Here is a 12,775-nt window from a genome sequence, read left to right as displayed (position 1 = left end):
CAATGGAGAAGCCGTATGATCCGGGGGAGGCGCTGAAGCTGGATAACCAGCTCTGTTTTCCTCTCTATGCTGCGGCACGCAGGATTGTCGGGAGCTACACCCCGTTTCTCAGGCCGCTCGGGATTACCTATACCCAGTACATTACGTTCCTGCTGCTCTGGGAGAAAGACGGGATCACCGTCGGGGAAATCTGCCGGAGGCTCTACCTGGACAGCGGCACCGTCACCCCGATGCTCAAGAAGATGGAGCACGAGGGCTATGTCACGAGGCAGCGCAGCGAGGATGACGAACGCCGGGTCACTGTATTTCTGACAGATCAGGGGAAAGAACTGAAAAAGAAGGCGGAGGAGATTCCCCGCAAGATTGGCGGGTGCATTTCCCTCTCCGGTGAGGACGCCCAAAGCCTTTACCGCATCCTGTATGAGATTTTGAACAACGGGTGCGCGGGAGCCGCAGAACCGGAAAAACGCCAGAAGGCCGGAAAAAACTGGCGGGAGAGCGGCCAGGCCGGCTGGAGAGAAGAACCGGGCGGGTCGGAGAGAGGAACCGGCCCGGCGGGAACAGAAAGGAGCGCTTGATGAGATGAGAGAAACCATAATTGGCCTTGCGATCCCGTTTCTCGGGACTTCCCTGGGCGCCGCCTGTGTTTTCTTTATGAGAAACGATCTTTCTGACCGGGTACAGCGCTTTTTGACCGGGTTTGCCGCAGGCGTTATGGTAGCGGCTTCCATCTGGAGCCTCCTGATTCCGGCACTGGAGAGCGCCGGGGCGATGGGAAAGCTGAGCTTTATTCCCGCGGCGGTGGGGTTCTGGGCCGGTATCCTGTTCCTGCTGCTTCTGGACCGCATCACCCCGCACCTCCATCAATTTTCTGATGAGCCGGAAGGGCCGGCGAGCCATTTGAAAAATCATACGCTGATGATGCTGGCGGTGACAATTCACAATATTCCGGAGGGGATGGCTGTCGGTGCGGTGTATGCGGGATATCTTTACGGAATGTCCGGACTCACCGCTTCCGCGGCGCTGGCGCTTTCCCTGGGGATCGCTATCCAGAACTTTCCCGAGGGGGCGATCATCTCGATGCCGCTGCATGCGGAGGGAGGCAGCAAGAAGAGCGCTTTCTGGTCCGGCGTCCTGTCCGGCGCCGTCGAGCCTGTCGGCGCGGTGCTGACGATCCTCTTTTCCGGGCTGGTTATCCCGTTGATGCCGTACCTTCTGAGCTTTGCGGCGGGCGCGATGCTGTATGTCGTGGTGGAGGAACTGATCCCGGAGATGTCCCACGGGGAACATTCCAATATCGGGGTGCTCGCTTTCGCTGCCGGGTTCAGTATTATGATGATTCTTGATGTGACGCTGGGGTAAACTGCTGAAATATCATACTATATACGGGCGAATAGTATACAATTTGCATATGGTGAAGTTGCTGTATTGCAAAAAATAATGTACAGTAATAATGAAACTGATCCTTTTCTGCTGAAAGGAACGGAGCAGAGCATGAATTTACAGCAACTGTACTATTTTGACATGATGTATCGAGTCTGCAATTATACTCATGCGGCGAAAAAACTCATGATTACACAATCGAGCCTGAGCCATTCTATCGCTAATTTGGAAAATGAGCTGGGGCTTCCTTTATTTGAGTGGGATAATAGAAATCTGTGCCCTACCGCTTATGCAGACCGTTTTGAAAAACACGTAATTGCAATTTTAGAGGAATTAGAGGAAGCAAAGCAAGAATTCGTTGCAGCTCGAAACCCGGGGACGGGTATGGTAAGGTTGGGACTTTCCTGTACAATGAGCCTAAGCTATATACCAGGGCTGATAAAAAAATTTGCTACGACCCCATCCAATGGTAATATCCGATTTCAACTTCAGGAACTCACGGCGAAATATGTTAATGATGCATTAAAGGATAAATTAATTGATCTGGGGTTTTGCGCCAAAATTGAAGACGAAGCATTGGAGTACGTTCAAGTTTTGGCAGATAGCATGATACTTATTGTTCCAGAGCATAGCCCCTTGGCAAGAAAGAAACAGGTTTCTTATCGAGAATTAGAACGGGAAAATATTGTTGTTTATCCATATACTTGTGGGACAAGATACTATCTTGACGAACTGTTTCGTACCCATGGGATCAATCCGAAGAAACTCTCTGAGGCAGCAACGGAGAGACTGATTATCAGCCAGGTTGAGGCGGGTGCAGGGGTGGCTATTATTCCAGCCCTGGAAGAACTCGCAATGTACCATGTCGTGCCGGTAAGTCTTGAGGGAGGAAAACTGCTTCGTCCGATGTATATGGTTTGGCTTCGAAGTGGCCATCAGGATCCGGCGGTAAAGGCATTTCGAAAATTTGTAACTGGCCAGATTGAACCACAAAATTTTTGCTGAAATATATACAATAGAAGACAGGATAGATACAATGATGCCATTTTATTCACATGATGCTAGATTGTGTGGGTAAAATGGCTTTTTTGCTACAAAATAAGGAGAAAACGCCAGTATTTTTCAACATAATAGTATGTTTATAAAGAACTTTAGATTTTTTACGCCACAAAATATAATAATTTATAGAAATAGAAAAGACAAAATACATAAAAATCACACAAAACATCTTCTCTCTTTTGATATTTCACGGAGACAACTTTGAACAACGAAATATATTACTCATTTTACGAATCCGGAGGCAAATATGGAACACAAGTATTCACTGGTTCATTTGACCGCGATTGATTGCCCGCCGCCCGACTTTATTCGTGCCGCAGCGAAAGCGGGCTATGATTGTGTCAGCCTGCGCACTATTCCGATGGGTCTTCCAGGAGAAATTCCTCATGATATCGCTCGTGATCACCAGTTGTTTTCAGAAACGGTGCGGGCAGCGAAAGAGACGGGCATTACGATTAACGACACAGAAAATGCCAGAATTTTTGACGGGGTAGATATCCGAAATTATGAGCCAGCGCTTGCCGCTGCAGCGGAACTGGGGCTGCATCATATTCTTAGTAATATCTGGACGGATGACAAGGCATACTACACAGAAAAATTTGGGGAGTTATGCACTCTTGCTGCCAAGTATGGGTTGACGGTTAATTTGGAATTTGTCACCTGGGCAAGTGTGAAAAACCTTCGCGAGGCAGCAGAATTGCTGCACGCAGTGGATTGTGCGAACGCGGGAATTGTGATTGATTTTCTACACTATTATCGATCAAAAGATACGATTGAGGAGGTGAAGAAATGCCCGATTGGCTGGTTTAATTTTGTTCATTTGTGTGATGCTCCAAGAGAAATCCCGGAGGACAAGGAATCGTTGATTCACACGGGGCGTGAAGAACGGCTTTATCCCGGAGAAGGGGCGATTGATATGAAGTCGGTGCTCCAGTATCTCCCTGATGGAGTGATCCGCGGAATTGAGGTTCCCCATCTTGTCCGGGTAAATGAGTATGGTGTCGCAGAACACGCAAGACGGGCACTGATCGCAGCAAAAGAATATTTCGGGGAGGAATAAGTCCATGAAACGATTTGAAAACAAGACAGCAATCATCACCGGCGGGGCGGGAGATATCGCTCATGCAACAACAAGCCGCTTTTTAAAAGAGGGCGCCAATGTTGTCCTGACGGATTTTTCTGAGGAAGGGCTGAAGGTAGTGAAACAGGAATTTGATGAGCTTGGTTATGAGGATCAGGTAAAAACAATTCCGGGGGATGTCCGAAGCATGGATGACTGCTTCCGCGTGGCAGAGTTCACCAGAAAAACTTATGGAAGGGTAGATATCATGGTTGCAACGGCAGGCATTCTGCGTCATCATCCACTGGAAGAGTTGTCTGAGAAGGATTGGCAGGATGTGATTGATATCAATCTTACGGGTGTGTATCATTCAGCAAAATGTGTTGCCCATATTATGCGGGAGCAGAATTACGGGAGGATTATTTTTATTTCCTCAATCGGTGGCCGAACAGGAAGACCTGGGGTTGGCGCTAATTATGCGGCAGCCAAAGCAGGGATTGTCGGCATGACAATGAATATGGCATACGAATTGGGACCATGGAATATTACTGTTAATTCCGTGGCACCGGGGCCGCTGAAGGGGAAAATGTTTTACTCGATGAAACCGGAAGACGTGAAACGGCTGGAATCGGGAACTCGGATTCAGAGACTTGGGGAGATGGACGATATCGCAGGGGCAATTGCCTATCTGGCGAGCGATGATGCCGGATGGACAACTGGCGTGGTTCTTGATGTAAATGGCGGATTAATGTATGGGCATTGATAAGATGTGAAAACTAAAACAGGAGATCGGAAAGATCAAGGGGGTATTTATGAAGCGAATTGAAAAGCAAATCACTAGTTTGTTGCTCACTATGGGAATCGTAACAATGACAGTTGGCTGCGGATCCGGTGTAAAACCTGCAGCGTCTGCTTCAGGCTCCTCCACAAGTTCTTCTGCTGAGGCAGCATCGGCTTCTGGCGGAGGTTCTACTGGAGAAAAGATTACCATTCGACTCGGTCATAATGGTTCGGAGGAGAACATTTACCAATATTGCGCGGAAGCTTTCAAGAGTAAACTGACAGAACTGCTTGGGACTGATCGTGTTGAAGTAAAGATCTTTCCAAATGGAACCCTGGGGAGCCAGACGGAGATGATCGACATGTTGAAGATGGGGACGCTTGATGCGGTTACTTTTGGCCGCCATTCCCAGATTGATCCCCGCCTTGAAGTCTTGAACCTGCCGTTTCTTTTTACATCAGATGAGCAGCAGACGAAAGTTCTTCGAGGCGATGAGGGAAAAGAGATCCGTGAGGAAATTGCACAGTGCTTCGAAGATCAGGGAATCTACATGCTGGGAATGTTTGAAGCTGGCAATCGGGAGATTACTTCAACAAAGAAGATCTCCGGGCTCAAGGATCTCAACGGATTAGTGATCCGCACTCCAAATACGGATGTACTGATGGACTCGTTCGAGGCTTGGGGAGCAAGCCCTACACCTATGGATATCAACGATCTGTATACGGCATTGCAGACAAAGGTTGTGGATGCTCAGGAAAACCCGTATCAGCTGATCTGGACGAATGGATATTATGAGGTTTGCCCATATCTCTGCGTGACCAACCACTCGACCATTCCAGATGAGATTCAGTTTTCAAAAGTGGTTTTTGACAAATACCCTCAGGATGTCCAGGATGCCATTCGGGAAGCAGCAAAATACGCTGCGGATCAGGCTGGTGAGGAAAATAATAAACGGAATGCCGAACTTCTGGAGACACTTAAAACTAAAGAGGAAGTGACGGAAATGCCAGCAGAAGATCTTGCAAAGATGAAGTCGATTGTCGAGGAGAAAGTATATCCATCATTTACCAAGGATGAACTGTCAGCAAAAATTGTGGGACAGATTCAGGCTCTTGCAAAATAAGTTTATTTGAACTTATTTGACAGTGATTCTTGACATACTGAAATCGAAGGGGGGTTAAGAACTTGGCTGCGTGGAAAAGAGGCTGGTTCGCGGCAGACCGTCTGATCTTCAGGATCGTAAAAAGCATCGTTTTTCTCTGCACTGTCCTGATGGTGGTTGTCTCCACCATGCAGGTATTGATGAGGTATATTCTCAGTATGCCAATTAAGTGGGGAAATGAATTTTGCTGCTTTATGCTAGTATATGATGTTTTTCTCGGGGCTGCACTGGGATTGCGTGAAGCCGGACATGTCCGGCTGGAAATAGAGAAAATGAATCTGCCGAAGCCAGTAATGACCTTGTTTCATCTTATTTCTGATGTCGCCGTATATATTTTTTTACTGATCTATTTGGTTTATGGCTATCAGTTTGCAGTGAGAAATGGCAGCACATTGTCAGAAGTCATGAAGTGGCCATACATCGCATTGTACGGTATTCTTCCTATTTCCGGGATCCTGATGCTCTGGGGGCAGACCTCGGTTCTTCTGGAGCGGTCGGAAAGAAAGGAGAAGAACAGATGACTGCGATAACTTTGATTGTATTTTTTCTGCTCCTGTTTGTTGGCACACCGATTGCTTTTGCTCTTGGATTGGGCGCAGTGTGTGGAATCATGCGAGGGGAATATCTGGATTTGATCACTCTGCCTCAGAAAATGCTTGGTGGCATTAATTCCTTCAGCATGATTGCTGTCCCCTTGTATATTATTGCTGGTAATCTTTGCGGAGAAACAGGGCTTGCCAAAAGACTTGTCCGATTTTGTTCAGCACTCGTCGGACATATCCCGGGTGGAACCGGATTGGTTGATGTTATGGCCAGCATGTTCTTCGGCGGAATAAGTGGATCTGCGGTTGCAGATGCTGCGGCGATTGGCGGTATGGTGATCCCTGCAATGTCGGAAGAAGGATATGATACCAAGTATTCCGGTGGAATCACCACGGCAGCTTCAACAATCGGGATTCTGATTCCTCCATCTATTCCTCAGTGCCTCTATGCTCTGACGGCGGGGGTTTCGATCGGGGCGATGTTTATGGCTGGGCTTCTCCCCGGATTATTTGTTGGTTTTGCCATGATGTTTGTCGTCAACCGGATTGCCAGAAAAAAACAATATCCAGTGCATCCCAAGGCAAGCCGTCGGGAAGTCTGGTCGGCTTTTAAAGAAAGCTGGATGTCCCTGATTCTGCCATTGATTATTCTTGGCGGTTGCGGGCTTGGCGTGGCGACGGCGACGGAAGTCGGTTGTATTGCGGTATTGTATGCACTTTTTCTGGGCGTTTTCGTTTACAAGGAATTTTGTTGGAGAGATCTTCCGGATCTGATGATCCGGTCGGCAGTGACAACAGCAATTGCGTTGCTCACGGTTGCCGTGGCAACGGTCGTTGCGTATATTATCAATATGGAACAGATCCCGATGCTGATCGTGGAGTTCTTTTCTAAAAATATTAACAGCCTGGCGGTTATTCTTATCCTGATCAATCTGATTCTCTTTATGGTCGGCTGTGTCATGGATCTTGTTCCGGCGATGCTCTTGTTTGCTCCGATTTTTCTCCCAGTTGTTGAAGCGTATGGGATGAGCCCAATTCAATTCGGATGCATGATGACGATTAATTTAGGCATCGGGCTTTGTACCCCTCCGGTGGGTAACTGTCTGTTTATTGTTGCAGGAATTGCCAAAGAAGATATTTTTGACCTGTTTAAGGCATCCATACCATTTCTTATGTGCAATGTTGCGTCACTGTTGCTGTGCTGTCTCTGGGAGCCGTTCACAACGTGGATTCCACATATTCTCGGTTATCTATAGATGGAAAGTGTTGCAAGCGAAAAATAGTGGGGTCTTCAGCAGTTGATTTGAAAGATGCAGCAAGATGTGCCAAACAATAGCGGCGACAAACGGAGGCTTTATGGAACAAATTTTGAAAGGAAAACGTGCCCTGATCACTGGTGGCGACAGCGGAATAGGTTACGCGGTGGCCGAGGTTTATGCGGATGCAGGTGCTGATCTGGTAATCTGTGCCAGAAATGCGGAAAAGTTAGCAAATTCAGAGCAAGCCTTGCTTGAAAAAGGCGTTCGTGTTAAGGCACTACAATGTGACGTCGAATATCCAGAGCAATGCCAGCAAGTCGTTCGAAAAGCAGAAGAGTTTCTCGGCGGTGTGGATATCCTGGCAAACGTCGCGGGGATTTCCCCGAAAAAAGAAGGCGGGATGAAATTGCCTTTTTGGGAAATTTCAGACAGCCAGTGGCAACAGGTCATAGACGTAAATTTGAACTCCATGTTCTATTTTGAAAAAGCTGTCGCTCCTGGAATGATCCGGCAGAAGTATGGGAGAATTATCAATATGAGCTCAGTTGTCGGTTTGACGAACAGTGAGCATGGGCCGGCTTCTGCCTGTTATTCTGTATCCAAGAGAGGCGCGATCGGGCTGACAAAGGCAACTGCGTTTGAGCTTGCGCCGTATAATATTACGGTGAATGCTGTGGCTGGCGGGCGGATCACCACGGCGATGTCAGCTGCCAATAACAGCTATTATAATGAGCTTCACAGCAAACTGATCCCAATGAAACGTTTTGGGACGACACGGGAGGTGGCTATGGCTTTTCTGTATTATGCGTCCCCGGATGCGGGATATGTCACAGGCGATGTGATGAATATCACTGGGGGGTGGTTTTTGTGAGGGAAAATCTTTTACCATAGCTTGCTTTCGGGAGGAATATTTAACTCTCATAGACTGGTAATGATCCGCTGCCGGAGAAAAATTTGGCAGCGGAAGTTTTTATACTTGGCGTTTGTTTTTTTGGACTTTGGAAAGCATTTTTATGAAAAAAGCCATTCTGTATCGCCGCCATTTTTCGCCTCGACAAGTTGCTTCCGGTATGCGGCCGGGCGCAGCCGATGGTGTTCCAGAAGGTCGAGATAGAATTGCTCACCTGGCTGCAGCCGACCATCCGCGCGATTACTGAAATGGAGCGGACAGACTGCAACATTTCCACGCCGGCCTGGATCTGTTAATTTTTCCGGTATCCTATACCATGCCGCCGAAGGAGATGGTAAGGTATAGGAAAGACGGGATCAAGTGGTCGTATCCGGACAGGAGGCAGAGATGAACATGACGATGAAGAAGGCGGGGCAGGCGGCACCGGCGGAAAAGCCCTATATGGCCAGGGTGAACCGCCTGAAAAAGCGGGTACTGGATACAAGGCCGTCCATCGATCTTGAGGATGCGGTGATTCTGACCAGGGGCTTCCAGGAGGCGGAGGGGGAGCCGCTCTGCGTGAAGAAGGCGTATGCCTTCCGGAAGCAGTGCCGGGAGAAGACAGTTCCCATCTGGCCGGATGAGCTGATTGTCGGGAATGCGGGCAGCAGGCAGAGAGGCGCGCTGCTCAGCGTGGACAAGTGCTGGAGTGTCCTGGAGGATGAGCTGGATACCATCAGCACCCGCCCATATGATCCTTTTGACCTGTCCGATGAGGACAAAAAGCTATTTAACGAGATTATCCGCCCGTACTGGAGGGGACGCTCTACCTATGAGCAGTGGCTTAAGCAGTGCCCGGATTTCGCGGCGGTGCTCCGCGACTGCGGTGCGGTCTATATCAACCGGAAGGCGGTTCGGGGCTGGGGTGAGACCACTGCCGGATATGAGACCGTGATCCGTGAAGGCATGAAGGGAATCCGCGGGCATATTCGGAAGGTTTATGCCACGCTCGATATCTGCAGGGCCGGGGACTATGAGAAAATGGAGTATCTGAAAGCCCTGGATATGGCGGCGCAGGGCGTTGCTGAGCTTGGCCACCGCTACGCTGCCGAGGCGCGCCGCCAGGCGGCGCTGGAGCAGGATCCGGCGCGCCGCGCGGAGCTGGGTGAGATCGCGGCCACCTGCGACCGGGTTCCGGAGTATCCGGCAAGAACCTTCCGGGAAGCCATCCAGAGCATGTACATTTACCAGAACTGCCTGATCATGGAGCAGAATGCCGCCAGCTACAATCCGGGACGGATGGACCAGTACCTGTATCCTTATTACAAGGCGGATCTGGAGGCCGGGAGGATCACCCCGGATGAGGCACAGGAGCTTCTGGACTGTCTCTGGGTGAAATTCTCCGAGCAGTGCCTGTTTCAGGACAGGGTGACTGCGGAATTTTCCGCCGGGTATCCGATGTTCCAGAATGTCTGCTGCGGCGGTGTCGATGAGCGGGGTATGGATGCGGTTAATGACCTCTCCTATATGATCCTGCAGGCAACCGCGGAGGTCCGGCTGTATCAGCCGTCCCTCTCCGTCCGCTACAATATGGCACAGAATCCGGCCGGCTTCCTCAAGAAAATCGTCGAGGTCATCAAGCTCGGCACCGGCTTCCCGGCATTTCACAATGACGAGATCGGCATCCAGATGGTGCTCAATAAGGGGATTCCACTGAAGGAGGCCTACAACTGGAACCCCTGCGGTTGTGTGGAGACGAATCTCGCGGGAAAACAGCGCTGCTATACTGCCTATGCGGACTTTAACCTGGGCGCTGCCGTGGAATATACACTTCTTGACGGGATGAGCCGCAAATATCATAAACAGGCTTCCATCAAGACCGGCGACCCGAGAACCTTCCGGACATTTGACGAATTTCTGGATGCCTGCAAAGAGCAGATCAGGTATGAGATCCGCGCGACCGTCGCGTCAAGCAATGTCAATGACGATATCGGCTTCCAGAATGTGGTCCCGTGTCTTTCGATGTCCTTTGACGAGTGCGTGGACAGGGCGAAGGATTACGCCTGGGGCGGTGCGAAGTACAATCTCGGGAACGGCATTGACGCGATCGGTGTTGCTGACCTCGTGAACAGCCTGATTGCGGTGAAGAGGCTCGTCTATGATGAGAAGAAGGTCACCATGCAGCGGCTTCTGGATGCCCTGGATGCGGATTTCCGGGGATTTGAGGATGTGAAAAAGATGTGTGACGAGGCGCCGAAGTATGGCAACGACGACAGGGAGACCAACGAGCTGGCTGGGGATCTCTTCACGTTTATCGCGGATTACATCGAATCCTTCCACAGCAAGTTCGGGAAAATGACGCCCGGCATTCTCCCGGTTTCCGGCAATACGCCATTCGGCCTCGAGGTCGGGGCGCTGCCGTCGGGGCGGAATGCCTGGAAGCCGCTGGCTGACGGCCTCTCCCCGAACCAGGGGACGGACACCGAGGGCATGAGCGCGGTACTGCATTCCATTTCCCATATCCCGCACGGGAGATTCAACCAGGGCACGCTGCTCAATGTGAAAATGGATACGACCTTCCGGGATAATCCGGACTCGACAAAACAGATGATGAATTATCTCCGCGGTCTCTGCTCCCTGGGCGTCTTCCACGCGCAGTTCAATGTCGTGGACACCGAGACACTGCTGGACGCGCAGAGGCACCCGGAGCAGTATACCGGCCTGCTTGTCCGCGTCGCCGGCTACACCGCGTACTTCACCGAGCTCGGGAAAGAGGTACAGGACGATATTATTTCCCGGACAAATCATTCGGCGATCGCATGACCTGGTGGGGGATTCTGCCGGATCTTCCGGGCTGCCGGGAAGAATAGGCAAGACAGCGGCCGCGGCAGGTGACCCGCATTATGCGAAATGTCTGCCGCGCGGTGTATGCCGGCGCTCCGGAAGGGAGGAGATTATGGAAAAGGCGGGGACGGTGCTTCGGATCGAGAGAATTTCCCTGAACGACGGCGAGGGCATGCGGACCGTCGTTTTCCTCAAGGGCTGTCCATTGCGCTGCGCCTGGTGTTCCACGCCGGAATCCCAGAAGCGTGAGCCGGAGGTGTACTATCTGAGAGAGAGATGCCGGCTCTGCGGTGCCTGTATTGCCGCCTGTCCGGGAGGAGCACTCGGATTCTCCCCGGAGGGAAATGCGGTGGTCCGGGATGTCCGCGCCTGCAAAAACTGCGGGAAATGCGTGGATGCCTGCAATTTCCGCGCCCAGCAGGTGTATGGCCGGCAGATGACGGTTCCCCAGGTCATGGAGGAAATCCATAAGGATGAAATTTTCTATTATTATTCGGGTGGCGGAGTAACGCTGTCCGGCGGGGATATCTTCTGTCAGACGGATTTTGCCGAGGCGCTGCTGGATGCCTGCGACGAGTGCTGCATTGACACCGCGGCGGAGATGGATCTCTGCACTTCGCCGGAGCATGTGCGGCGGATCCTTCCCCGGCTGCGCCTGGCCTATATTGATCTCAAGTGCATGGATCCGCTCGGGCATCAGCACTGGACGGGTGTGGATAACCGGATCATTCTGGAAAATATCCGCCTGGCAGATGAGGTCTGCAGGCCGGGCGCGATCCATATCCGGATCCCGGTGATCGCGGGGGTAAATGACAGCCGCGCGAATCTGGAAGCCAGCGCGGATTTCTGCGGAATGCTGAAAAACTGCAGTGAGCTTGAATTCCTCCCCTATCACCGGCTGGGAACCCATGCTTACCGCCAGCTGATGCGGGAATATCCGATGGAAGGCCGGAAACCGATGAACCGGCTGGACGTCTACCGGAGGATGGGATTTCTCTGCGACCGGAAATATCCGTTCCGGATCCGGATTTCGGGGATGACAGTCTACGATCCCGGGAGGGGGAAGATCCCTGTCACAGAGGAGGAGCTTGGCAGATAGAGGGGGAACGGCATCGGGTTATCATTGCGGGTGGCAAAGATTTTGTCCTCCCCATATAAGGATTCGCATCGTGTGAAAAAGACGGATATGAATAAAAACGATAAAATTCCCCTTGCAATTTCCGCCGCAGTGCGCTATATTATTAAGGCACCTTGCGGCGGACACATACGCAGGGACACGGGAATCAAAAAAAGTTCTTGACAAGAGCTTCCCGATTTGATAATATAGTCGAGCGTCACTTGCAAGGGGCAACCGAGCATCGGACGGCGAGGCAAGAAAAACTCGAGAGAGAAATTCAGTCACAGGCAGAAGTACCCAAGTGGTTGAAGGGGCTCCCCTGGAAAGGGAGTAGGTCGCTAGTAACGGTGCGAGGGTTCAAATCCCTCCTTCTGCGCTGGCTCATCCTTAATGGGTGGCCGACAGGACATTGAAAACTGAACAGTATATAGAACCCTGAAAATTCCAAGAACAGCAGGCGATAAGGTAGAGCCTGCGGCCTTCATCGAAAGGCCAAAGTTCAAGAGTTTTCAAGAACAAACCTAAAACAGTAATTACGGTTAAGAACGACAGATGTTGATCTTCAACCGGATCAAACTTTTAACGAGAGAGTTCGATCCTGGCTCAGGATGAACGCTGGCGGCGTGCCTAACACATGCAAGTCGAACGGAGTTTGCTTGATGAAGTTTTCGGATGGATT

General features: G+C 50.8%; 12 protein-coding genes and 1 tRNA gene. All 13 read left to right on the top strand.

Features of this window, described 5'->3' with window-relative positions; genetic code table 11:
* Positions 1-2: 2 nt before the first annotated feature.
* The 13 genes from ISF27_RS10645 (at position 3) to ISF27_RS10585 (ending at position 12,472) form a co-directional block, all read left to right on the top strand.
* Positions 3-578 carry a MarR family winged helix-turn-helix transcriptional regulator gene (locus ISF27_RS10645; protein ID WP_194611459.1) on the top strand — a complete coding sequence of 192 codons (576 nt, stop codon included), beginning with the start codon at positions 3-5 and terminating at the stop codon, positions 576-578.
* Between the two features lie 4 nt (positions 579-582).
* On the top strand, positions 583-1,362 hold the full coding sequence (locus ISF27_RS10640) for a ZIP family metal transporter (protein WP_194611458.1): 780 nt from the start codon (positions 583-585) through the stop codon (positions 1,360-1,362).
* A gap of 78 nt (positions 1,363-1,440) precedes the next feature.
* Positions 1,441-2,388: a LysR family transcriptional regulator gene (locus tag ISF27_RS10635; RefSeq protein WP_194611457.1), complete on the top strand. Its 948-nt coding sequence runs from the start codon at positions 1,441-1,443 to the stop codon at positions 2,386-2,388.
* Between the two features lie 301 nt (positions 2,389-2,689).
* On the top strand, positions 2,690-3,502 hold the full coding sequence (locus ISF27_RS10630) for a sugar phosphate isomerase/epimerase family protein (protein ID WP_194611456.1): 813 nt from the start codon (positions 2,690-2,692) through the stop codon (positions 3,500-3,502).
* A gap of 4 nt (positions 3,503-3,506) precedes the next feature.
* Positions 3,507-4,265: an SDR family NAD(P)-dependent oxidoreductase gene (locus ISF27_RS10625; RefSeq protein WP_194611455.1), complete on the top strand. Its 759-nt coding sequence runs from the start codon at positions 3,507-3,509 to the stop codon at positions 4,263-4,265.
* 49 nt (positions 4,266-4,314) lie between these two features.
* Positions 4,315-5,406 carry a TRAP transporter substrate-binding protein gene (locus ISF27_RS10620; RefSeq protein ID WP_194611454.1) on the top strand — a complete coding sequence of 364 codons (1,092 nt, stop codon included), beginning with the start codon at positions 4,315-4,317 and terminating at the stop codon, positions 5,404-5,406.
* A gap of 62 nt (positions 5,407-5,468) precedes the next feature.
* On the top strand, positions 5,469-5,966 hold the full coding sequence (locus ISF27_RS10615; protein WP_194611453.1) for a TRAP transporter small permease: 498 nt from the start codon (positions 5,469-5,471) through the stop codon (positions 5,964-5,966).
* Positions 5,963-7,243 (top strand): TRAP transporter large permease, encoded by a 1,281-nt coding sequence (locus ISF27_RS10610; RefSeq protein WP_194611452.1) that lies wholly within the window; start codon positions 5,963-5,965, stop codon positions 7,241-7,243. The genes ISF27_RS10615 and ISF27_RS10610 overlap by 4 nt, the downstream gene beginning before the upstream one ends.
* 100 nt (positions 7,244-7,343) lie before the next feature.
* Positions 7,344-8,117, top strand: a complete 774-nt coding sequence (locus tag ISF27_RS10605; protein WP_194611451.1) for an SDR family NAD(P)-dependent oxidoreductase — start codon at positions 7,344-7,346, stop codon at positions 8,115-8,117.
* 127 nt (positions 8,118-8,244) lie between these two features.
* Positions 8,245-8,403, top strand: a complete 159-nt coding sequence (locus ISF27_RS10600; protein WP_194611450.1) for a hypothetical protein — start codon at positions 8,245-8,247, stop codon at positions 8,401-8,403.
* A gap of 140 nt (positions 8,404-8,543) precedes the next feature.
* Entirely contained in the window at positions 8,544-10,958 is a 2,415-nt protein-coding gene (locus ISF27_RS10595) for a glycyl radical protein (protein ID WP_235986308.1), read from the top strand.
* A 133-nt stretch (positions 10,959-11,091) separates the two neighbouring features.
* Positions 11,092-12,078, top strand: coding sequence for a glycyl-radical enzyme activating protein (locus tag ISF27_RS10590; protein ID WP_194611449.1), 987 nt, complete (start codon positions 11,092-11,094; stop codon positions 12,076-12,078).
* 305 nt (positions 12,079-12,383) lie between these two features.
* Positions 12,384-12,472 (top strand) — tRNA-Ser (locus tag ISF27_RS10585).
* Positions 12,473-12,775: the final 303 nt, after the last annotated feature.

Source organism: Clostridium vitabionis, from assembly GCF_015351765.1.
In the GTDB taxonomy this organism is placed as follows: domain Bacteria; phylum Bacillota; class Clostridia; order Lachnospirales; family Lachnospiraceae; genus Clostridium_R; species Clostridium_R vitabionis.
This window is presented reverse-complemented; position numbering and strand designations above follow the sequence as displayed.